Here is a 22,508-nt window from a genome sequence, read left to right as displayed (position 1 = left end):
CGCAATCGTTTGCATGTATGTATAAAAGAAAAGCAGGGCTGTTTATTAACAGCAACCCTGCCTTATTTTACTTTCTTTTTACCAACTTTTTTTGCTGTAGTCTCAGCTGCTGCCGAAGATGCACGCTCTATCAGTTCGATAGGTACGATCTCTTCCGAATAACGCTGTGGCGTAGATGCCGGCTGTTGCATCAGATCGAGTAATGCAGCTGCGACACGCTCTCCCATCAATGCCGGGAACTGATCTACTGATGTAATGGTAGGCGTAATAATTTCCGCACGCGGATCATTGGAATAACCCACTATTTTAATATCCTCCGGCACGCGCAGATTCAGCTTGCGACAATGCTCCAGGATAGTGATCGCTGTTGTATCGTTTGCGGCGAATACACCATCAGGCCAGGGCTTTTTGGCAAAGATCTTTTCACATGTCTGTTGCGCATTCTCTTTCGTCAGTTCCTGGTAGAACACGCGCGATTTCTGAAATGGTATCTTATGTTTACGCAGGGCATTCTTATAACCCGCCACGCGATCTACATAAAGACTACAGGTCAGTGGTCCGGAGATATGCACAATATCTTTACATCCTTTTTCTATCAGGTGTTCTGTTACAGTATATCCTCCGAGATAATCATCTCCCCTTACCACTTTCGCCTGATAATCCTTTGGCACACGGTCAAAGAATACCAGGGGAATATTGTTATCCTTGAAGATATCAAAGTGAGAGAAGTCCGTTGTATATAAAGTACTGGAAACTGCCAGTGCATCGATCCTGGTGGAGTATAATGTCTCCGCCAGCGCAATCTCCTGTTCCAGCGAATCATTCGACTGACAGATCAGCACATGATAGCCATGTTCATACAGTTTATTCTGAATAACGGTACTGATCGTGGCAGGAAAGAACATAGAAATACGCGGTACCACCAGTCCGATGGTCCGGCTCTTGCTGTTACGCAAACCAGCTGCCATTGCATTGGGGCGATACCCCAGCTTATTCGCCATCTTCTTCACCTTTTCCTTTGTCTTGACACTGATATTCGGATGATTATTCAGCGCACGGGAAACGGTAGATATGGAGAGTTTCAGCTCTTCCGCAATGTCAACGATTGTCTTTTCAGTTCTTTTGCTCATAGATCAGTATATAGGTGCTGTTTTAACGCCCCATCCATCCTCCGTCAACAGTCAGTATCGTGCCATGGATATAGTCAGCAGCAGCAGATGCCAGGAACACAACCGGTCCTTTAAAATCGGCTGGTTCTCCCCATCTGCCGGCTGGGATACGCTCCAGTATGGAAGCGCTTCGTTTTTCGTCTGCACGTAATGCAGCTGTATTGTCAGTAGCGATATATCCCGGTGCAATTGCATTCACATTGATCCCCTTACCTGCCCATTCATTGGCAAATGCCTTTACCAGCGAACCTACGGCTCCTTTACTGGCGGCATATCCGGGCACATTGATACCTCCCTGGAAGGTGAGTAGCGATGCTGTAAAGATAATCTTTCCGCTGCCTCGTTCGATCATTCCTTTCCCGATTTCACGGGTAAGAATAAACTGCGCATTCAGATTGATATTGATCACTTCATCCCAGTATTCGTCAGGATGTTCTGCCGCCGGTTTTCTGAGAATCGTACCGGCATTATTCACCAGAATATCCACTACGGGATGTTTTGTATGCACTTCCTTTACAAAGGCGTAAAGCGCTTCCCGGTTGCCCAGATCACACTGGTAGCCATAGAATTGCCGGCCTGTCGCCTTCACTGCTTTTTCCACTTCACTCCCTTCTTTTTCCAGTGATGCAGATACACCTATAACATCTGCGCCCGCTTCCGCCAGCGCCACCGCCATGCCCATACCAATACCTCTTTTACATCCTGTTACCAGAGCGGTCTTACCTGTCAGATCAAAAGATTGTAAGATCATAAATAGCCATACAGTTTTACTAGTTGATGTTAATTTCCAGTGGAGCCGCCTGTTTAGCGGCAAATGTCTGCAGATATGCAAACCATGCTGTCGCACTGGTATAATGCCCTGCCTTATTCCATGCAGCGCCGAAGTAATATACAAACGGCTCTTTTCCGCTGGCATTTGCTGTTGCCAGCAGATGCTGATCGGTTACTTTCATATGTCCCTTCTGCACTGGTATAACCAGTCCAAGACCTGTAATACCATCAGCGCCATGTTCCGGTTCCCAGTATCCTAACACGCCTGTCTTTTCATCCAGGAGTAAGGTACCAGGGTCGGCACGTTTTACGATACCTGCTGCTACCGGCAGACTATCTCTTTGCTGTAACGTATACGATACACTCATTTTATTCAACTGTGCACCAGCATCCAGGGAGATTGTTTTCACTACGGCAACCGTTTTGCCATCTACCTGCCAGGGTTCGTAGCCCAGCTGAAAAGTACAGCGTAACGGACCACTATCCAGCACTTTCCATGTCCTGTAGTTCTTTGGGAAATAGAGAGAGTCATGCAGATAAGGTGCAATATCCCCACCGCCCAGGGTCATCCCTACATGGTAGTAATCCAGTCCCTGTCCGTTATCATGGTGATAGTCGTTTGTCTTGTACCATCTGTTCAATACCAGTTCAGGCGTACGTTTTGTCCAGACATCAATACCATGCGCATTTTCTGCCGGGAAGTTCTCCAGGGCTGCACCATACATACGGAAAGCGATCCGGTCATTCTCCCAGGCAAAATCATCTTTGCGCTCGGGTACGTAACGTGCGTAGGTACGCGGTTTTACAACTGCCGGCCGACCAGCAACCGCCGTTACAATAACACTGTTATTAGCCGGTACACTTACCTGTACCAACAGCAACTGTGGCTGAGGAGAACCCTCATAAGCGATCTGATAAGGCACTTCCTTTCCTGTCTGTTTATTCACCAGTTTAAAGGCGCCTGTCAGACGACCAAGCTTTGCATAAGGTATTTCAACAATCTCCTCCGTACGGGCGATCGCAGAAGTGTTTTTGATGGTAATGCTTACCGGAGCAGCTTTCCCATTATCCGTGGAATTGGCCAGCAAGGCGGAATGCCATACTCCTGCTGCCATTAACAGTAATAATATCCGCTTCATAAATGACTATTTGAGATCAGGTATTGCGCATACGTCCATATCCCCATAATCCAGGTTTTCGCCTGCCATACCCCAGATGAAAGTGTAGTTGCTGGTGCCGGCGCCGGAGTGAACAGACCAGGGCGGAGAGATTACCGCCTGCTCGTTCTGCATCCAGATATGCCGGGTTTCCTGTGGCTGGCCCCAGAAATGACAAACGGACTGCCCCTGTGGCACTTCAAAATAGAAATAGACTTCCATACGTCTGTCATGTGTATGTGCAGGCATGGTGTTCCATACGCTGCCGGGCTTGAGTTCTGTCATCCCCATCTGTAACTGGCAGGTAGGTAATACAGTGCTGACAAGTAATTTATTGATCGTACGGTGATTAGACGTTTCCATTGCGCCCAACGTCACGACTTCCGCATCTTTACGGGTAACATGGCGGCTTGGATATTCATGATGTGCGGGTGTTGAATTCAGGTAGAACTTCGCCGGTGCTGCACTGTCTTTGCTGCTGAAAGACACTTCCTTCTTCCCCTTGCCTACATACAGCGCTTCCTTGAAGCCGATCTCAAAGGTTTCACCATCCACCGTTACCACACCAGCACCACCTACGTTGATGATACCCAACTCTCTCCTTTCCAGGAAATAAGCCGCCTTAAACTGGTCAGGGGCCGTCAGTTGCAATGGTTTTGTAACCGGGAAAATACCACCTGTGACAAAGCGGTCATAGTGACTATATACCAGTTTAATCTCATCCTGTACGAACAGCTGTTCAATCAAAAGTTCCTTTCTGGTCTGGGCTGTATTCCAGCTCAGAACCTCCGCCGGACTGGAGGCGTACCTGGTTTCTGCAGTCATATTACGACATATTAGGTTTTGGAAATGATAATAAATTATGGGGATGCTTGTATCAGTGCACCTTTTTCATAACCTGGATGAAAGATACCGCTTAATGCGGAAAATTGCAAACGTTTGCATAAAATACCGGCAAACCCGGAACTGCTAAACTTCTATCGCTAAAATGTTTTAGCAAACAATGATACTATCCTGACCGTTTCAAAGGCAAAATCTTATCAAGGATTAAGATTTTAGTATTAACAGCGGGTAGGGTTATTTCATACTTTAGCTTATTATGAACACTTTTCTACAAATACATCCCGACGATAATGTACTTGTCGCCCTGCAGGACCTCCCACAGGGTACAGAAGTCGGTTTTAATGGTTCCACAATTACTTTACTCAAGGAAGTTCCGGCTAAGCATAAATTCATGATCACCGACATACAAACCGGCGATCCTATTACTATGTACGGTGTACTCGTTGGTAAAGCGAATGCGCCTATCCTCAAAGGTGAACTCATCACCACCGTCAATATCCAGCACGATGCAAACGCTTTTCACGAAAAAGAAGGTAGTGTAGAATGGCAAAAACCTGACGTCAGCAAATGGAAAGACCGCACCTTTATGGGCTATCCGCGTAAAGACGGACAGGTAGGTACACGTAACTACTGGTTAGTGATCCCCATGGTATTCTGCGAAAACCGTAATGTGAGCGTGATCAAAACCGCTTTCGAAAAAGGACTGGGCTTCGCTCCTACCGAAGTGTACAATGAGCAGGTGCAGGACCTGGTATCATTATACAAAAGCGGCGATCTAAATGCTATCAAAACTTATAAGGCAACGCCTGTAACGGATAACACCAAACGTAACACCGTTTTCTCTAATATCGATGGGGTGAAATTCCTCATGCACGAAGGCGGTTGTGGTGGCACACGTCAGGACTCAGACGCGCTCTGTGCACTGCTTGCTGGTTATATCCACCATCCAAACGTAGCTGGTGCAACAGTGTTAAGTCTGGGCTGTCAGCACGCACAGGTATCTATCCTGAAAGACGCGCTGCAGAAACTGAACCCGGCATTCGATAAACCTGTACTGGTGTTCGAACAACAGAAAAGTTCCTCAGAATTTGATATGCTGTCCGACGCCATCAGAGACACCTTCATGGCCCTGATCGAAGCAGATAAACAGCCTCGTCAGCCAAGTCCGCTGTCTAAACTGGTGATCGGTCTGGAATGCGGTGGTTCTGACGGATTCTCCGGCATCTCCGCCAACCCTGCAGTTGGTCATACTTCCGACCTGATCGTTGCATTAGGTGGCGCTTCCATCCTCTCCGAGTTCCCTGAACTTTGTGGTGTGGAACAGGAACTGATCAACCGTTGTGTAGAAAAAGATACTTCTGATAAATTCATCCGCATTATGCGGGCATACGAAAGTCAGGCGGAATCTGTAGGCTCCGGCTTCTACATGAATCCATCTCCGGGCAATATCAAAGATGGTCTCATTACCGATGCGATCAAGTCAGCAGGCGCTGCTAAAAAAGGCGGTATCTCTCCTGTAGTAGATGTACTCGACTATACCGAATACGTTACCAAACCAGGTCTGAATCTCCTCTGCACCCCTGGTAATGACGTGGAATCCACTTCCGCTGAAGTAGGCTCCGGCGCAAACGTAGTACTCTTCACAACTGGTCTGGGTACGCCTACCGGCAACCCGATCGCTCCTGTCCTGAAACTGGCTACCAATACCAAACTGGCGAAGCGTATGCCGGATATCATCGATATCAACACCGGTACGATCATCAGTGGGGAAAAGTCTATTGAAGAAATGGGTGAAGAGATCCTGGAATACGTTATCCAGACTGCCAGCGGAGAAGTAAAAACCAAAGCGGAACTGCTGAACCAGGATGATTTTATTCCATGGAAACGCGGCGTTAGTCTTTAGCCTTTGGCTAAAGACTAATTAGGAATTAAATACTAATAGACATTCTCATAAATAAAATGGGCTCCCTGTCAATTGACCAGGAGCCCATTTTATTTATTGTCTGATGCTTGAGAGCGAATTCTTAATTCTTAATTCCTAATTGGCTTTAGCGCCTCCGGCGCTAAAGCTTCACCTGTTCCATTTTCGGTGCAAACAGGTGCATGATCAGCCACGCCAGCAGATACATCGATCCGCTTATCAGGAAGAGGATATTATACCCCGTACCAATGTTTCCCTGCTCTTTATAATAGTCCAGCAGGAAGCCCGCGAATATCGGGAACAGGCTACCGCCAATAGAACCCGCCATACCACCGATACCTACCACAGAACTTACCGCATGTTTAGGGAACATATCTGATGCTGTTGTGAATATATTGGCAGACCATGCCTGGTGTGCGGCAGCCGCTAAACTGATCAGTCCTACCACTACCCATATATTATTTGTACTCTTTGCAAACATGATCGGCACCACACAGATCGCAAATAACAGCATGGAGGTTTTACGTGCCCTGAATACCGGCCAGCCTTTGTTGATCAGCCAGGAGGAAAGATATCCACCACCAATACTACCCACCGTAGTGGCTGTATAGATCACGAATAACTGTAAGTTGGGTTTCTTGAAATCAAGGTTGAAGGTAGTAGCAAAGTAAGAAGGTAACCAGAACAGAAAGAACCACCAGATAGGATCCGTCAGCAGTTTACCAAATACAAACGCCCATGTCTGTCTCACACCCAGCAGTTTCGTCCAGCTGACACTCTTCTTTTCAGGTGGTGTACTGGCGGCTGCTACAGCAGCAGGTGTAACAGGTTTTACGCCATCAGGAATTTCTCCGTCTGCCACTGTATGTGCTACATCATCACTATGGATATAATCAAATTCCGCCTGTGTCAGTTTCTTATGACGGGCAGGGATCTCATACATGAAGACCCAGAATACCAGCCACGCAAAACCGATAATACCAGTCCATATAAAGGCATGTTGCCAACCGTAGGTACCCGCCAGCCAGGGAACTACTATAGGCGCTATTACGGCCCCTATATTCGCACCGGAATTGAATATACCGGTTGCCAGTGCACGTTCCTTTTTAGGGAACCATTCTGCTACTGTTTTGATCGCTACAGGAAAGTTGCCGGATTCACCCAGTCCCAGTAATACACGTGCTATACCAAAACCCATGGTCGTCTTGGCCAGCGCATGTCCCATCGCAGCAAAACTCCATACCACAATGGACAAAATATAGCCCATCTTGGTACCGATCTTATCGACCAGACGACCAAATACCAGCAAACCAACCGCATAAGCAGCTGAAAATGCAGACATCATTCCGCCAAAATCCTTCTCTGTCCATTCAAACTGGTCTGATAATATAGGCTTTAACAAACCAATCACCTGTCGGTCTATATAGTTGATAGTCGTAGCAAAAAAGAGCAATGCACAAATGCTCCAGCGATATTTGCCAATTTTAGTGGAATCCATGCCTTTCATTTTGGAATTTATAAAGTGTTATCAATTTACAACACTCTGTCGAATAATGCAAACGTTTGCATATAATATTGCCTGCTATACAATTTGCATATGCAGACTTTATTACAAACGTTGATAAATGATTACTAATTAAAGTTGAGACCTTATTTCCGGCGGCTGCTCAAAGCACCGCCCGGCACTACTATTACGCTACTTCCTGGATCAGTTTCACCAGCGCTGTTAACTGTACTTTCAGCGCTGCCCAGTCCTTCTTATCGATCAGCTCCTTATTCAGCAGGTTGGAGCCCATACCCACACACACTACGCCCGCATCCAGCCAGGATTTGATACTCTCTTTGGTCGGTTCTACTCCACCGGTCGGCATAAACTTCATCTTCGGAAACAAAGGTTTGATCGCCTTCACAAAACCAGGTCCTAATACGTTTCCGGGAAACAGTTTGGTTAACGGTGCTTCATATTTCTCTGCAATAGCAATTTCTGATGGTGTCATACAACCGGGTATCCACACAATATTCTCTTCCCGGCAACTTTCGGCTACACTGGCATCGATGATCGGACTTACAATAAAATCCGCTCCCTGACGTGCAAATGCCTTTACATCTTCCGCTACTTTGATCGTACCGATACCCAGGTACATATCAGGCATGGACAGTATTTTATGTTCGCGCATCGCGGTAAAGTTGCGCTTCGCATTTTCACCACGGTTGGTAAACTCAAACACGCGGATACCCGCATCATAGCAGGCCTGTAATACCTGTATACATACGGCGGCATCATCATGATAAAATACCGGTATTGCTTTACTACGTTCAAATGCTGCAATGATCTCTGCTGCTGGTACTGCCATGTCTATATCAGTTTTAAGATGTCTGCTTTATCAGTTAAATTAAAATCTCCTTTCAGGAATAATTTGGACCATGCTGCTGCGGCTGCAAATGAGATGGTCTGCTGCGCATCCATTCCACTCACCTGTCCATGTATCAGGCCTGCCATGAAACTATCTCCACTTCCCACACGATCCACCACTTCATTGGTTTCATACTGCTTTGATACTTTCAGTTCGCCGCCCTCATACCAGGTAGCATAATACAGGTTATGTGTAAATGCATTGGAAAACCGGAATGTAAATGCCACCTGTTTACAACGCGGGAACTTCTCTGTAATTTCTTTTGCTACGGATGCAGCTTCTGCCAGATAAGTCTCTTTCGTCGCCGTTTCCAGTGCCACTGTATTTAATGCGGTATCCAGCATCTGATGTGCGGCCCAGATATTTCCCATTACCACATCGCAATACTGCACCAGTTCCGGCATGACTGCGAAAGGTTGTTTTCCGTATTGCCACAGCTTACTGCGATAGTTCAGATCTGTGGATATCTTCAGGCCTTTTCTTGATGCGGCTTCCAGTACTTCTTTACAAATTGCTGCCGTATTTTCATTCAATGCAGGCGTCAATGCGCTCCAGTGGAACCATTCAGCGTCTCCCAGCAGACTATCCCAATCCACTGTACCGGGTTCCAGCTGACTAAAGGAAGAATATTTTCTATCATACACTACCCCTGCATTCTTCAGATCAGTGCCCTGTTCCAGGTAATAAATACCGATACGGTCACCACCTTTCAGCATACGGTCTGTCGCTACCCCCAGCGATTCCAGCTGCTCCAGCACCTGCGTGGCAATACCATTATCAGGCGCTTTACTGATATAAGACACCGGTGTACCCCAGCGTGCAAGTGCCGCGGCCACATTGGCTTCTGCACCACCTACATACAGGGCTGCGCTGTGATTGTTCCACTCCGGTGACAGGCGCAATAATATCTCTCCAAACGAAATAACTTTAACTGGCTTCATGCTTTGTAGGGTCTAAAATCCGAAATACGATCTGGCATTGTTATAACTGATGTCCTGCACCATTTTGCCCAGCCATTTAATATCTGCCGGCAGCTCTCCGTTCTCGACATCATTACCGATGAGGTTACACAAAATACGGCGAAAATATTCATGGCGGGAATAAGAAAGAAAACTTCTTGAATCTGTCAGCATCCCTACAAATCTGCTCAGTAATCCCATGTTACTCAACGTATTGATCTGCTTTTCCATACCATCTTTCTGGTCGAGGAACCACCAGCCGGAACCAAACTGCATCTTACCTGGTACAGTGCCATCCTGGAAATTTCCGATCATTGTTGCGAATACTTCATTATACGCAGGATTAAGATTGTATACCACTGTCTTCGCCAGTTTATCCACCTTATCCAGTCTGTCGAAAAACACAGACATTGCCTGTGCCACCTGCCAGTCGCCGATAGAATCCACACCGGCATCTGCGCCTATGCGGCTCAGCAAACGGCTGTTATTATTCCTGATCGCACCAATATGGAACTGTTGTACCCATCCGCGCTCATGATGCCATTCGCAGATAAAATGTAAGGTACCTGCTTTAAATGCATCTGCTTCTTCCGGCGTCAGCGCCTGTCCTTTCCGCAGTTTCGCGTAAGTAACATTCAGGCCTTCCTCCGTAAAACTACCTGCATAAAATGTACTCAGTCCGTGGTCTGCCAGACGGCCACCATGTTCATGAAAGTAATCATGCCGGTTACGCAGGGCAGCTATAAACTGTGCATAAGTATCTGTATTCATCCCGGCTGCCGCACCCAGCTTATCTGCATAAGCATTGAAACCTGCTACGTCTTCCACGCCGATCGCCTTATCTGGTCTGAAAGTAGGCAGTACGCGTACTTTAAAACCAGACTGACTGATAATTTTATGATATTCTAATGTATCACAGGGATCATCTGTGGTACACAATGTGTCAACTTTAAAATGCTGTAACAACGCCTGGGTAGTCCATTGCGGCAGCTGTTCCTGACAATGCTGATAGATGGATTCCGCACTGTTACCATCCAGCTGCTGCTTTACGCCGAATGGATTCAGCAGCTCCATATGCGTCCAGTGGTATAGTGGATTACGCATCGTATAAGGCACCGTTTCCGCCCATCGTTTAAACTTGGTATAATCATCCGCCGAACCGGTAATATCCTCTTCTGCGACCCCGTTTGCACGCATAGCGCGCCATTTATAGTGGTCGCCTTTCAGCCACATCGCAGTCAGATTTTCAAACTGACGGTTACTGGCTATTTCATCAGGAGGCAGGTGATTATGATAGTCGATGACAGGCATCTCTTTGGCATAATCGTGGAATAACTGTCTGGCTGTTTCTGTCTGCAACAGAAAGTCAGCATCTAAGAATTGTTTCATAAACGTTCTGGTTCCTTATAATACTTTACTGTAGCTGTCTGCATACGACTTTACCCCCTCCTGCAACATGCCCTGCAAATGTGCAGTTACGGCATCTGCAAATCCCGGTATCTGTGAAAGGTCGGCTTCCCACAAACGCTGATCTGCACTGATGGCCTGTACCATCTTCGCGATAGCGTCTCCCCCTCTGCCGGTTACCTGTGACCAGTACTCCGCAAAGATGGCGATATTATCATCTGTAATGGTATAGTATTCTTCGTTCCGCTGTCCGGAGTATTGTCCGTTATCCAACTTTTCCGGACGCAGGAACAGCAGCATCGCCGCAAATCCCAGACACATACTGGCCGGCAATGTCTGGAACTTCTCATGATAACGCACGATCGTCTTCACATTCCTGGCATTCATCTTCATACTTTCCTGGAAGGTAATACTCAGCAGTTTATGTGCAATATTCGGATTGGCAAAACGATCCAGTACGTCTTCTGCGAATGCAGGTGCCTGCGGACAAATATCCTTTATCGTCGGTAAGATCTCTTCCAGTATAACGGTACGGAAAAAGGCGCGCATATTGGCATCTTCCATACATTCCAGTACGATGTTCAGACCGCTCAGGTATCCCAGCGGTACGGATATCGTATGACTTCCATTCAGGATACGCAGTTTCTGTTCACGGAATGGGGTGATATCCTTTGCGATCAGCATCCTGCTGTCCGTCTGATGGAAACCCAGGAGACCTTTCACCCTTTCATCCCCCTCAATTGCCCATAACAGGTAAGGCTCCGTATCTATCCACAATCCATCTGTATAACCTGCTTTTTCTTCCAGTGCGGCCAGTTCCTTTGGTTTACCCGGAACGATCCTGTCCACCAGGGAGCTGCAAAAATGGTTATCTTCCGCTATCCATTGCAGGAAAGCAGCTGGTAGCCGGTTATAAGCGGCCAGTTTCAGCACAATTTCCTTTAGCAGCTGGCCGTTATTGACCACCAGTTCTGTCGGTACGATGACAAAACCGGTATGAGAGGCGCCCTTAAAGTACTGGAAACGCTCCCAGAGTACTGCCAGTAGTTTTCCGGGGAATGAGGAAGGTACGCCGTCTATTTTCTCCTCCACATATTGTATACCTACCTCTGTTGTATTCGATATAATGGTTTGCAATGCCGGTTGCCGTACAGCCTGTAATACCAATTCCCAATCTGCATTCGATTGCAGAACCCGGCTAATAGAAGCATTGATCAGTACCTGATTCACCAGTTCTCCCTGTGAAACGCCCTTTATATTGGTTGTGAACAGGTTATCCTGTTGGCTGAATTCGGTTGTATCGCCTCCGGTGGACTTCACCACTACGATCCTTCCCTGATAAACGCCCTGTTTATTGGCTTTATCCACCAGATAATCCACCAGGCCCCTCAGCAAAACACCGGTCCCGAACTGTAAAATTCTTTCTGGAAACTCGAAATAGCCCTCTGACACCCCCAACTCCGGATGCTTCAATACATGAGCCTTATTTAAAATAGGTAACATATTAGGTTTTTTAATAAACGCAGAACTCTGATGACTAAATATAAAACGAATCCCTGATAGTCCATAACCATTACTCAATACTCCCAAAAGATTTCCTCTTTCCGATTCGTGTCATAATATCCCCCTCAGGGAGGTGTCTCGACTAATTTCTGTAATTTTGCGCACTTAATATTATTAACAATGAGCAGACATGGTAAAGTTCTGGTAGCAATGAGCGGCGGTATAGATAGTACCGTTACCGCCCTGATGCTGCATGAACAAGGGTATGAAGTGGTGGGTATCACCATGAAAACCTGGGACTACGCATCTGCCGGCTCCAGCAAGAAAGAAACCGGGTGCTGTAACCTGGATTCCTTTAATGATGCCCGTGCAGCCGCCGTACACCACGGTTTTCCGCACTTCGTGCTCGATATCAGAGACGAGTTCGGGGATTTTGTTATTAATAACTTTGTTGACGAATACATAGCAGGCCGCACACCAAATCCTTGCGTTCTGTGCAATACCCATATTAAATGGCGTGCGCTGATGAAGCGTGCCGACGCCATGGACTGTGCCTTTATTGCAACAGGACACTACGCTCAGATCAGAGAGCAGGATGGCCGCCACATACTCAGCAAAGGTATTGATGACCTGAAAGATCAGAGCTACGTATTATGGGGCTTACAGCAGGATGTGCTGGCCCGTACAATACTTCCTTTAGGACAATACCGTAAGACCGAGATCCGCCAGATGGCGTTTGACTTCGGTTATCCGGAACTGGCGAAAAAAGCAGAGAGCTATGAAATTTGCTTTGTGCCTGACAATGACTACCGCGGATTCCTGAAACGCAAAGTAGATGGTTTAGAAGAACAGGTGAACGGTGGTAACTTCGTACTCAGAGATGGTACGATCGTTGGCCATCATAAAGGTTACCCTTTCTATACTATCGGTCAGCGTAAAGGTCTGGATATTGCATTAGGCCGTCCGGTGTTTGTCACAGAGATTATACCTGAAACGAATACCGTTGTATTGGGTAATGAAGATGAGCTGAACAGAAATGAAATGACTGTTGCTGGTCTGAACATGATCAAATACGATTATATTCCTGAAGGGATGGAAGCGATCACGAAGATCCGTTATAAGGATAAAGGTGCGTTGAGCAATCTGTATAATGTGGATGGTAAGGTGCAGGTGAACTTCTATGAACATGTGAAGGGAATTGCACCAGGGCAGTCTGCTGTTTTCTATGAAGGCGATGATGTGATTGCAGGTGGTATCATTCAGAGAGCTGTGACGCTTTAATGCGTTAACTATAATTTAGGAGCCTGTCCGCTGTATGGTGGACAGGCTTTTTTATTTAGTTATTCAAACTGTATACAACTGCTACTTTAATTGTGTGGGATTTCTACCGGCAAAGGCAGTATGGGCTGGATGGCTGTAGTTCTTTGAAGTTCCTGTGGATGAGACATTGGAGACTGGTTTGGGCGGTGGGGGTGGATTAAACCCCTGGGTCATAGGCCCGGCAGACTTCAAACAACTAAGGCCAGCCAGCTCCATCTGCCTTTGCCTTACTTACAGTCAGCTGCCTGGGATAGTGTCGTTATCACCTTCAATGCTTTTCAACGCATCTCCAAATGCATCCCTTAATTGCATCACACTTTCCTTCTTGTCTTCCCATGTTTTAGAATTAACGACTAGTTGATCTGCTGCGAATATTGATAATTTCAATTTTCTTATCAGAAGCGCGGTAGCCTCCATTTGGGAAAAACCAGCTTCCCTCATTTTGAATAATACTATATCGATATCGAATGGGGATCCTATGCGGGCAGCTTCAAAAACCACTTCCATCTCTTTTGTGATTAATTCTTCCATTGAATGAAATCTCAAAATAGGTTTCATAATTTTAACTTTAATAAATACCCCATGAACGCATTAGAGAACTTCTATGAACAACAGCAGGAACCTGATAAAAGCTGCCTGCTGGCCTTACGGAGCATTATCCTTGATCAGCATAAAGACATTACGGCTACATGGAAATACGGTATGCCAGTATTTTGCTATAAAGGCAAAATGTTATGCTATCTGTGGATACATAAAAAGCATAAAGTGCCTTATCTGGGTATCGTAAAAGGGAAAGATTTCGATGAACCTTTTCTCATACAGGAAGCCCGTGCACGCATGAAGATCATGTTACTGGATCCTAATGAAGATCTTCCTTTGCAGACGATAGAAAAGATTATTCAGAAAGCAATTACCCTGTATTGAACGGCAAACTTAATTATACACGATCTTCCTTGTCGTCACCGCCTTCCAGCCCTTGCCCAGCTGCTCCTCCGTCTTATTGGTCCAGTTACCTTTACTATCATAGACGTACGCAGTATTAAAGCTGGCCTTCAGATTTACGCTATCTGCTTTGGTTGCTATATTTTCCTTTCTATGATACTGTTTCCATACAATGCCTTTACCTTTTTCATTGTACTGTAAAGACAATTTATAGTTGACCGTATCAGATTCCAGTTCCACTCTTTCCATTAACTGACACGCAGGATTATATTGCTCGATGATTGTCTTCCATGGCATTTCCACAGGCATAATATATCTGGATACTTCCAGTGGACCATCCTTTTCAGCAATCGTGATCAACTCTTTCCTGTCTCCCGGCTGACGCGTGATCCAGATAGAGTCTCCTTTTGGACTGTATTTGTATTTACTGCTGCTTTCGATACTGTAGAAACGATTCACTTTTTCGATACGTCTGCCCCTGGCATCGTATCTGAATTTATCGGTGTTATAGGTACTGTGATTATCGGAGTAGATCAGCGCCTGTATCCTGCCGGCTGTATCATAGCGGATCGTCAGTGTATCATGACGCATCCTGCGTGTAGCCACTGCTATCTGGTGCAGACGACCATCATGAAACAGGTATTCCCGGGAAATCGTATCCTTATAGGTATAATCGCTTGCTTTGGTTTCGGTATAAGTCTTCTCTGAAATGTGCTCAACATCTCCTTCCAGTTGTTCCGGACGGAAAACAGTGGTAATATCTTCATCGAGGAGTTGTGCAGTGACCACTGCAACTCTGTCCTTTTTTTCTACTGTTACTTTAGATGTGGTTGATGATTTACATGCTGCCAGTACCAGCAACAAACATAACGATCTTCTCATAGGGCAATTTAAGCGTTTTATTGCTTTATCAGTTTCACGGCAAACATAGAGTCCGCCCGATGTTCATAACCGGCTATTACGCCTCCTTCCTGCTGTTTAAGGCCACTTTCTTTCTCAAGGAACGAAACAACTTCTTCATTCTCCTGCCGGAATACGGAACAGGTGATATACACCAGCGTTCCTCCCGGTTTCAGTAAGTGTACAATATTCGCAGCAATCTTTTGTTGCAGCTGCTGGTATTCTGTAATCTGTTTTTCGGTAAAGAAGGACATATTTTCCGGCGTACGTCCCCAGGTACCGGAACCGGAACAGGGTGCATCCAGTATGATATGATCGAAAAGACGGTCTCTGATGGCAGATGAAGCAACCGGCGCGGTCAGGTCCATCACAATACTTTCATATTGCCGGATACCGGCTTCCTTAAAGCGCTGATGCAGGTTCTGAATGATACTGGCTCTTACATCGCTTACCAGTAGTTTGACAGCCGGCTGTTTATCTAATAAGAGAATAGATTTTCCGCCACTCGCTGCACAACTATCCCACCACTGCTCTCCTGCTTTTGGTGTGAATAAAGCGCCTGCTTTCTGCGAAGAGGCATCCTGTATCTCATACCAGCTTTTATCAGTGATCACCGTATCTATTTTCGTGCTGTTGGGCAATGCGATCGTATCCTCCCCGATAGCGGTATGAGGAATACCGGCCTTTTCCAGCTGACGCAGGATAGCGGATTGTCTGTTATGCCTTGTTCTGATAAACAGGTCCGGTTGTATAAAAAAGGAACGGTTGAAGGCGATGCTGTCAATACCTGCTGATAATGCAGCCGTGAATGGGAATACGGTGGTAGTATCTGTGATCCCAAGAAAAGCCAGCTTATCTGCAACCGGCAGACTTACTTTTTCATTCAGGTCCTGACGGAAAAACTGTAAGAGATCACTGCTTTCTTTTTCACAGAGGAATGTGCCCAGCAGAATTCTCTCTGCCATACTCTTTTCCTGCTGCCACAACTGGCCCAGGCGGTAGTACTGGTATACCAGCTGGGAGATCTGACGACGGTCACGACTCCCCATGTAAGGATGCTGTTTAAAGAATCCTTTCAGGAAGTGATGTAAAGGCAGACTCCCATCATAACTCACGATGATCTTTTCTGCGGAGGCGATATAATTTTCCCAGCGGGTCATATTTGGAGGATGCGGAGGTATCAAAAAGCGAAACGCTTAACGCGATTGGCAATAAGGCAATCAGGCGTTAAGCGTTTCGCATTATGCGTTCCGCGTTTAGCGTTAATTAGAGTTTCAGTAATGCTTTCAGTGGATCCTTACCGAACAGTAACTGCTCAGGGCTTTCCAGCATTTCTTTCACACGTACCAGGAAGCTTACAGACTCACGGCCATCGATGATACGGTGGTCATAGCTGAGTGCCAGGTACATCATCGGACGGATCACTACCTGTCCGTTAACAGCCATCGGGCGTTCCTGGATTTTGTGCATACCCAGAATAGCAGACTGCGGAATGTTGATGATCGGAGTACTCATCAGGGAACCGAATACACCACCGTTGGTGATGGTGAAGGTACCTCCGGTCATTTCATCCATGGTGAGTTTGTTGTCACGGGCTTTGGTAGCCAGTTCTACAACTTTTTTCTCGATCTGCGCCATATCCAGGCTTTCTGCGTTGCGGATCACCGGTACCACCAGCCCTTTCGGTGCAGATACTGCGATAGACACATCACAGTAGTCGTGGAATACCAGTTCTTCGCCATCGATATATGCATTCACAGAAGGGAATTCCTTCAGTGCGAAACAAACCGCTTTGGTGAAGAAGCTCATGAAGCCCAGGTTCACCTCGTGTTGTTTCTTGAAGATCTCTTTGTATTTAGCACGCAGTTCCATGATAGCTGTCATGTCTACCTCGTTGAAGGTAGTCAGCATCGCGGTGGTGTTTTTCGCTTCTACCAGACGGCGGGAAACGGTCTTACGCAGGTTGCTCATTTTCTCGCGGCGTTCTCCACGGGTGAACATTTCCTGACCGATTGCCACACCCGGGTTCTGCAGCGCAGCAAAAACATCATCTTTCATGATCTTGCCATGAGCGCCCGTACCCTTGATAGAGGACGGATCTACGTGTTTGTCAGCGATCACTGCAGCTGCTACCGGACTTGCTTTCACATCGTTCGGGATAGCGGTTACAGGCGCCTGTTGTGCCTGTGGAGTTGCGGCCTGTGGTGTCGCAGCCGGAGCAGCTGCTGCCGCCGGTTGTGCTTTACCTGCAGGACGTCCTACACTGGTATCTATTTTAGCGATAGGATCACCTACCTTTAATACATCTCCTTCTTTACCTAAAGTCTGTAATGCACCAGCTTCTTCTGCGTTCAGTTCAAAAGTAGCTTTTTCAGATTCCAGTTCGCAGATCACTTCATCGCGTTCTACAAACTCTCCGTCCTTCTTCAGCCACTTGATCAGTGTCACTTCGCTGATGGATTCACCCACAGTAGGCACTTTCATCTCAATCGTTCCTTTGTTCACCGCTGGTGCTGCAGGTGCTTCTGCCGCTGGTGCCGGTGTCTCTGCTACCGGAGCTGGCGCTGCAGGTGCAGCAGCTGGTGCTGATCCTCCTGCCGGAGCCGCAGCATCCGTATCAATTGAACAAGCAATATCGCCTACTTTTAAAGTAGCGCCTTCAGGAGCCAGTATTTTCAGGACACCTGCTTTTTCTGCATTCAGTTCAAAGGTGGCTTTTTCAGATTCCATTTCACAGATCACCTCATCCTGCTGTACATAATCTCCGTCTTTCTTCAACCACTTTGCAATTGTTACCTCGCTAATAGATTCTCCTACCGTAGGAACTTTGATTTCGATAGCCATATTTCTAATTTCTGTGTGCAATCAATGTTTAAAAGTGAAAACGCGCTTCACTTGATTCTCAATTCGTCTAAATGTTAAATGCAGTTTCGATGATCTCCAGCTGCTCTCTTGCGTGAACTTTCGCAAATCCTGTTGCAGTAGCTGCACTTGGATTACGGCTGATCACACCGTAGTTGATCTGTTTCAGGTTCATCTGGAGATAAGATGCAGCACCCATATTCAGCGGCTCTTCCTGTACCCAGAACCATGTAGCAGCTTTGTACTTCTGGTTCAGTGCTTCCAGTTGTGTAACCGGCAGCGGATACAGTTGCTCCAGTCTTACGATGGCAACATCTTTTCTGTTTTCCTTCTGCTGTTTTTCGCTCAGATCGAAATACATCTTACCTGTACACAGCAATACTTTCTTCACTTTAGACGGATCATCCACAAATTCATCATCCAGTACTTCTTTAAATCCACCCTCAGTGAACGCTGAGATCGGTGAATAAGAACCTACGTGCCTTAAGTTAGCTTTCGGTGTGAAGTTGATCAACGGCTTACGGAACTGCCATGTCAGCTGACGACGCAGCGCATGGAAGAAGTTAGCCGATGTGGTGATATTTGTAACGATCATATTGTATTCAGCACATGCCTGCAGGAATCTCTCCGGACGGGCATTGGAGTGGTCAGGTCCACCACCTTCGTAACCGTGTGGCAGTAACATCACCAGACCATTCTGTGTTGTCCATTTCTGTTCTGCACTGCTTACATACTGGTCGATCACAGTCTGCGCACCGTTGGCGAAGTCACCATATTGCGCTTCCCACAGTACCAGTGTGTTCGGATTAGCCATTGCATAACCATATTCAAAACCCAGTACCGCAAACTCACTCAGCAGGGAGTTGTAAATACGGAACTGACCTTGTTTATCCTGCAATGAACCCAGTCTGCTGTAAGTAGCGTTAGTGTTCTCGTCAAACAGAATAGCGTGACGGTGGGAGAAAGTACCTCTCTTCACGTCTTCACCGCTCATACGCACGTCTTTGCCTTCAGCCAGCAGACTTGCATACGCCAGCAGCTCACCGGTTGCCCAGTCCAGCTTACCTTCTGTTTCGAACAGTTTTATTTTATCCTGTAACAGTTTTTCCACTTTACGTAATGGCACAAACTCTTTTGGCCATTCCATCAGTTTACCGAACAGGCGTTTTACTTCTTCTTCCTTAATGGCAGTTATTGGAGACTGCTCAAAATCTTCCGGCTGAGACTTGCGCAATGCAGCCCACCATTCTTCAGGTTTCTGGTAATTGTAAGGCAGCGGATTCTGTCTTACTTCATCCAGGCGCTCCTGCAGATCAGCCCAGAAGCTCTTTTCCATTTCCTTCGCCAGTTCCTGTACTTCCACTTCACCTGCCTGCAGCAGTTTCTGAGTGTACACTTCACGTGGATTAGGATGTTTATCGATCAGTGCATAGAGGCTTGGCTGGGTGAACTTAGGTTCGTCACCTTCGTTATGGCCATGCTTACGATAGCACAGTAAGTCGATGAAAATATCAGAGTTGAATTCCTGTCTGTAACGGGCAGCGATTTCAGCTACTTTCGCCACTGCTTCCGCATCATCGCCATTCACATGGAATACAGGCGCCTGTACGGTTGAAGCAATACTGGTACAATAGTCAGAAGAACGTGCATCGTCAAAGTCGGTAGTGAAACCGATCTGGTTATTGATCACCAGGTGCATAGTACCACCCGTGTAATAACCTTTCAGGTTGCTCATCTGAATGAGCTCATATATTACACCCTGTCCTGCTACCGCGGCATCACCGTGGATCAGGATAGGCAGTATTTTATCATAGTCGCTGCCATAGATAACGTCCGCTTTACTGCGGGCGAAACCTGTTACCAGCGGATCAACCACTTCCAGGTGGGAAGGGTTAGGTAACAGCTGCAGATTTACGTTTTTACCAGATGGTGTGGTCACGATGGAACGGAAACCCAGGTGGTATTTCACGTCACCGCTACCCATAGTCAGGTCTGGTACTGCATGACCTTCAAACTCGTTGAAGATCTGCTCATACGTTTTACCGAGGATATTAGCCAATACGCTCAGACGACCGCGGTGCGCCATACCGATCACGGCTTCCTGTACACCTGCGTCAGCAGCAGTGTTGATAATAGTGTCCAGGGCAGGAATGGTGTTTTCACCACCTTCCAGACCAAAACGTTTCTGACCGATATATTTCGTGTGAAGGAATTTTTCAAACATCACACCCTGGTTCAGTTTCAGCAGGATGCGTTTTTTGCTTTCCAGGGTAGTTGGCTGCTGGAATGTGGTTTCCATTTCTTTCTGTAACCACTCAACTTTCTTCGCGTCGTTGATGTATGTGAATTCCAGTCCGACTGCCGCAGCATATACCTGCTTCAGACGGTTCACGATATTTTCCAGGGAGGTCTTACCCAATCCCAGGACCTGACCGGCATAGAATTCTGTTTTCAGATCTGCCTCACCAAGGCCGTAAAAAGAAATATCCAGGTTGGCTTGCCTATCCTTCCTTTCACGGATAGGATTCGTCTTAGAGATCAGATGCCCCTTTTTACGGTAGGCCTGTATCAGTCTGTAAACATTGAGTTCCTTTGTTAACTGATCACTGCTAACCGGTAAACCGGCGCCCGCCGCTCCCGGCGCTCCTGCCTTTCCATTAACGTTATTTACCGCAAAGTCAAATCCTTCAAAAAACTTGCTCCATTCCGGGTCTACTGCGCCAGGGTCTTTACGGTAATCCTGGTATAAAGATTCAATGTAGGCAGGATGTGAGTTGGTAACAAATGAGAAGTCCTTCATTTACAACGAGTTTTGCTAAAGCTTCGATTCAAATTGCTATTCTGTTGAATGCCCCTTATATAATATATGGGATTGCAAATATCGTTGCTTTTTTGTGAAAGAAAAACGGAAAAATCGGGAAGGTTTAAAGCTTAATCGGAAACACTTACACTGCAATTCTTATATTACCCGATTTTTAACTGATTTTAACGAGTTTTAACTAAATTTGCAGGCACTCAGCAAGGGATATGATCAAATATTCAGGGTAATTTCCTTTTTATTTGTTTTCTATAGAAGTAATTCCTACCTTTGCTGTCCGAAACTTGAAATTTAAACAATGGCAAACCATAAAGCAACGAAAAAAGACGTACGTCAGAGCAGAAAACGGAATGAGCGTAACCGTTACTACGGTAAAACTACCCGTAATGCTATCCGTGATCTGAAGAAATTGACTGAAAAAGCGGCTGCTGACGAGAAGTTGTCTGATGTGATCTCTATGATCGACAAGTTGGCTAAACGTAATGTTATTCATAAAAATAAAGCAGCCAACCTGAAGAGCAAACTTTCTAAGAAAGTAAACGCTATCGCGTAAGCGCTTTAGTCTGAAAATAATTGATACAACAGGCTCTTCCTGCAACCAGGAAGGGCTTTTTGTTGTACCTATATAAATGATGTGAAGGATTCCAACACCCTCTCATTGGTAACAGGCATGCCGATATCCGGGTATTCAGCTGAATGATTCTCAGCAGGGTATCTGCATGCAGCCCAGCTCCACCTGCCCTTCAGCGCATCTTCATCCCCAATTACCTGCCTGTCACCCTGCATTCCCCTCACAATTAATCAGGCGTGTAAAATTATCATCAACAGGATAGCTGTATCAAGTCCACCGTTGGTCCACCTTGCCTTCTGCTCATCTTCATTCCAACGACGCCTCACAATCGACTGATATACATTTATTTGCCATTATATTACCTTAATCTCCTCTCCGTGTTCCACGAAGGTTCCACAGTTGTTTCACACGATGTTCCACAAATGGTTCCACGCATGTTCCACACAAGCACAACAATAGTTTCACGATTGTTCCACAAAGGTTCCACGGATAAAAATTGTTTCCGGCAAATACCCCCTACAGGCATCCATCTGTCATAGCAACATGAAAGTACCCGTCACTGCCCAAAAGTGCATCTTATCCACAAGTTGACTAATCACATAAAACCATAATAAACAACACATTACCACTATCAAATCCCTCTTAGTGACAATATTTTCTAAACCACCTCCATACCGCCCTGCTTTTACCAGCTATTCCCTCATTTAGTTGTCCCTATAACATCGCTCCAGTATAGATGCGTCGTGTATGCGTCGTATATGCGCCGTGTATACGTCGTGTCAAAGCTATATTTTGCCCAATAAGGGGCATTTACGCCAAACCACTCCAATGAACGCTCTTTTTACCTTCAGTCAGATTGTCTTGTCCTGATATAGGTTTACGGTTTTGGTGAGATAATCCGTTTGAATTTTACAATATTAAAATATAATCCTGGAGAAGTTTTTTTTGCTG

General features: G+C 46.2%; 18 protein-coding genes. 4 read left to right on the top strand and 14 right to left on the bottom strand.

Annotated elements, in window-relative coordinates; genetic code table 11:
- Nucleotides 1-62: 62 nt before the first annotated feature.
- The 4 genes from BMZ72_RS34220 to kduI are packed head-to-tail and all read right to left on the bottom strand — an operon-like array spanning nt 63 to nt 3,922.
- On the bottom strand, nt 63-1,130 hold the full coding sequence (locus BMZ72_RS34220) for a LacI family DNA-binding transcriptional regulator (RefSeq protein WP_089815713.1): 1,068 nt from the start codon (nt 1,128-1,130) through the stop codon (nt 63-65).
- 22 nt (nt 1,131-1,152) lie between these two features.
- Nucleotides 1,153-1,917: an SDR family oxidoreductase gene (locus BMZ72_RS34215; protein WP_177223044.1), complete on the bottom strand. Its 765-nt coding sequence runs from the start codon at nt 1,915-1,917 to the stop codon at nt 1,153-1,155.
- A 22-nt stretch (nt 1,918-1,939) separates the two neighbouring features.
- The gene (locus BMZ72_RS34210; RefSeq protein WP_089815709.1) at nt 1,940-3,079 is read right to left on the bottom strand and encodes a DUF4861 family protein; all 1,140 of its coding nucleotides are present in this window, start codon (nt 3,077-3,079) and stop codon (nt 1,940-1,942) included.
- 6 nt (nt 3,080-3,085) lie between these two features.
- Nucleotides 3,086-3,922, bottom strand: coding sequence for a 5-dehydro-4-deoxy-D-glucuronate isomerase (gene kduI / locus BMZ72_RS34205; protein ID WP_089815707.1), 837 nt, complete (start codon nt 3,920-3,922; stop codon nt 3,086-3,088).
- 274 nt (nt 3,923-4,196) lie between these two features.
- Here kduI and BMZ72_RS34200 point away from each other — a divergent pair, with 274 nt between their 5' ends.
- Nucleotides 4,197-5,843 (top strand): UxaA family hydrolase, encoded by a 1,647-nt coding sequence (locus BMZ72_RS34200; protein WP_089815705.1) that lies wholly within the window; start codon nt 4,197-4,199, stop codon nt 5,841-5,843.
- Between the two features lie 160 nt (nt 5,844-6,003).
- Here the strand turns inward: BMZ72_RS34200 and BMZ72_RS34195 are convergent, their stop codons facing one another.
- The 5 genes from BMZ72_RS34195 to BMZ72_RS34175 all read right to left on the bottom strand — a co-directional run bounded on the left by BMZ72_RS34195 (nt 6,004) and on the right by BMZ72_RS34175 (nt 12,144).
- On the bottom strand, nt 6,004-7,359 hold the full coding sequence (locus BMZ72_RS34195; RefSeq protein WP_177223021.1) for an MFS transporter: 1,356 nt from the start codon (nt 7,357-7,359) through the stop codon (nt 6,004-6,006).
- Between the two features lie 193 nt (nt 7,360-7,552).
- On the bottom strand, nt 7,553-8,215 hold the full coding sequence (locus BMZ72_RS34190) for a beta/alpha barrel domain-containing protein (protein WP_089815701.1): 663 nt from the start codon (nt 8,213-8,215) through the stop codon (nt 7,553-7,555).
- Nucleotides 8,216-8,217: 2 nt separating this feature from the next.
- A complete protein-coding gene (locus BMZ72_RS34185; RefSeq protein ID WP_012794395.1) occupies nt 8,218-9,216 on the bottom strand; it encodes a sugar kinase in 999 nt (332 codons plus the stop codon).
- A gap of 12 nt (nt 9,217-9,228) precedes the next feature.
- Nucleotides 9,229-10,623 carry a glucuronate isomerase gene (uxaC, locus tag BMZ72_RS34180; protein WP_089815699.1) on the bottom strand — a complete coding sequence of 465 codons (1,395 nt, stop codon included), beginning with the start codon at nt 10,621-10,623 and terminating at the stop codon, nt 9,229-9,231.
- Between the two features lie 15 nt (nt 10,624-10,638).
- Nucleotides 10,639-12,144, bottom strand: coding sequence for a tagaturonate reductase (locus tag BMZ72_RS34175; protein WP_089815697.1), 1,506 nt, complete (start codon nt 12,142-12,144; stop codon nt 10,639-10,641).
- 180 nt (nt 12,145-12,324) lie between these two features.
- Here BMZ72_RS34175 and mnmA point away from each other — a divergent pair, with 180 nt between their 5' ends.
- Nucleotides 12,325-13,425 (top strand): tRNA 2-thiouridine(34) synthase MnmA, encoded by a 1,101-nt coding sequence (gene mnmA, locus BMZ72_RS34170; protein ID WP_089815695.1) that lies wholly within the window; start codon nt 12,325-12,327, stop codon nt 13,423-13,425.
- Nucleotides 13,426-13,701: 276 nt separating this feature from the next.
- Here the strand turns inward: mnmA and BMZ72_RS34165 are convergent, their stop codons facing one another.
- The gene (locus tag BMZ72_RS34165; protein WP_143087860.1) at nt 13,702-14,022 is read right to left on the bottom strand and encodes a hypothetical protein; all 321 of its coding nucleotides are present in this window, start codon (nt 14,020-14,022) and stop codon (nt 13,702-13,704) included.
- A 24-nt stretch (nt 14,023-14,046) separates the two neighbouring features.
- Here BMZ72_RS34165 and BMZ72_RS34160 point away from each other — a divergent pair, with 24 nt between their 5' ends.
- A complete protein-coding gene (locus BMZ72_RS34160; protein WP_089815691.1) occupies nt 14,047-14,388 on the top strand; it encodes a DUF1801 domain-containing protein in 342 nt (113 codons plus the stop codon).
- 9 nt (nt 14,389-14,397) lie between these two features.
- Here BMZ72_RS34160 and BMZ72_RS34155 read toward each other — a convergent pair whose 3' ends face one another.
- From BMZ72_RS34155 to BMZ72_RS34140, 4 genes are all read right to left on the bottom strand, one after another.
- Nucleotides 14,398-15,288 (bottom strand): hypothetical protein, encoded by an 891-nt coding sequence (locus BMZ72_RS34155; protein WP_143087859.1) that lies wholly within the window; start codon nt 15,286-15,288, stop codon nt 14,398-14,400.
- Between the two features lie 17 nt (nt 15,289-15,305).
- Entirely contained in the window at nt 15,306-16,466 is a 1,161-nt protein-coding gene (locus BMZ72_RS34150; RefSeq protein WP_089815688.1) for an RsmB/NOP family class I SAM-dependent RNA methyltransferase, read from the bottom strand.
- Between the two features lie 106 nt (nt 16,467-16,572).
- Nucleotides 16,573-18,150 (bottom strand): 2-oxoglutarate dehydrogenase complex dihydrolipoyllysine-residue succinyltransferase, encoded by a 1,578-nt coding sequence (gene odhB, locus BMZ72_RS34145; RefSeq protein ID WP_089815686.1) that lies wholly within the window; start codon nt 18,148-18,150, stop codon nt 16,573-16,575.
- A gap of 67 nt (nt 18,151-18,217) precedes the next feature.
- Nucleotides 18,218-20,968 carry a 2-oxoglutarate dehydrogenase E1 component gene (locus BMZ72_RS34140; RefSeq protein WP_089815684.1) on the bottom strand — a complete coding sequence of 917 codons (2,751 nt, stop codon included), beginning with the start codon at nt 20,966-20,968 and terminating at the stop codon, nt 18,218-18,220.
- Nucleotides 20,969-21,284: 316 nt separating this feature from the next.
- On the opposite strand from BMZ72_RS34140, the gene rpsT reads away from it, so the two are divergent.
- Nucleotides 21,285-21,539 (top strand): 30S ribosomal protein S20, encoded by a 255-nt coding sequence (gene rpsT, locus BMZ72_RS34135; RefSeq protein WP_089815682.1) that lies wholly within the window; start codon nt 21,285-21,287, stop codon nt 21,537-21,539.
- Nucleotides 21,540-22,508 lie beyond the last annotated feature (969 nt).

The organism is Chitinophaga sp. YR627 (assembly GCF_900114995.1).
Taxonomy (GTDB): Bacteria; Bacteroidota; Bacteroidia; order Chitinophagales; family Chitinophagaceae; genus Chitinophaga.
This window is presented reverse-complemented; position numbering and strand designations above follow the sequence as displayed.

Excerpts from the sequence above, each read along its gene's own strand:
- BMZ72_RS34220 (WP_089815713.1), bottom strand. The coding sequence starts at position 1,130 with ATGAGCAAAAGAACTGAAAAGACAATCGTTGACATTGCGGAAGAGCTG.
- BMZ72_RS34210 (WP_089815709.1), bottom strand. The coding sequence starts at position 3,079 with ATGAAGCGGATATTATTACTGTTAATGGCAGCAGGAGTATGGCATTCC.
- kduI (WP_089815707.1), bottom strand. The coding sequence starts at position 3,922 with ATGACTGCAGAAACCAGGTACGCCTCCAGTCCGGCGGAGGTTCTGAGC.
- BMZ72_RS34200 (WP_089815705.1), top strand. The coding sequence starts at position 4,197 with ATGAACACTTTTCTACAAATACATCCCGACGATAATGTACTTGTCGCC.
- BMZ72_RS34195 (WP_177223021.1), bottom strand. The coding sequence starts at position 7,359 with ATGGATTCCACTAAAATTGGCAAATATCGCTGGAGCATTTGTGCATTG.
- BMZ72_RS34190 (WP_089815701.1), bottom strand. The coding sequence starts at position 8,215 with ATGGCAGTACCAGCAGCAGAGATCATTGCAGCATTTGAACGTAGTAAA.
- BMZ72_RS34185 (WP_012794395.1), bottom strand. The coding sequence starts at position 9,216 with ATGAAGCCAGTTAAAGTTATTTCGTTTGGAGAGATATTATTGCGCCTG.
- uxaC (WP_089815699.1), bottom strand. The coding sequence starts at position 10,623 with ATGAAACAATTCTTAGATGCTGACTTTCTGTTGCAGACAGAAACAGCC.
- BMZ72_RS34175 (WP_089815697.1), bottom strand. The coding sequence starts at position 12,144 with ATGTTACCTATTTTAAATAAGGCTCATGTATTGAAGCATCCGGAGTTG.
- mnmA (WP_089815695.1), top strand. The coding sequence starts at position 12,325 with ATGAGCAGACATGGTAAAGTTCTGGTAGCAATGAGCGGCGGTATAGAT.
- BMZ72_RS34165 (WP_143087860.1), bottom strand. The coding sequence starts at position 14,022 with ATGAAACCTATTTTGAGATTTCATTCAATGGAAGAATTAATCACAAAA.
- BMZ72_RS34160 (WP_089815691.1), top strand. The coding sequence starts at position 14,047 with ATGAACGCATTAGAGAACTTCTATGAACAACAGCAGGAACCTGATAAA.
- BMZ72_RS34155 (WP_143087859.1), bottom strand. The coding sequence starts at position 15,288 with ATGAGAAGATCGTTATGTTTGTTGCTGGTACTGGCAGCATGTAAATCA.
- BMZ72_RS34150 (WP_089815688.1), bottom strand. The coding sequence starts at position 16,466 with ATGACCCGCTGGGAAAATTATATCGCCTCCGCAGAAAAGATCATCGTG.
- odhB (WP_089815686.1), bottom strand. The coding sequence starts at position 18,150 with ATGGCTATCGAAATCAAAGTTCCTACGGTAGGAGAATCTATTAGCGAG.
- BMZ72_RS34140 (WP_089815684.1), bottom strand. The coding sequence starts at position 20,968 with ATGAAGGACTTCTCATTTGTTACCAACTCACATCCTGCCTACATTGAA.
- rpsT (WP_089815682.1), top strand. The coding sequence starts at position 21,285 with ATGGCAAACCATAAAGCAACGAAAAAAGACGTACGTCAGAGCAGAAAA.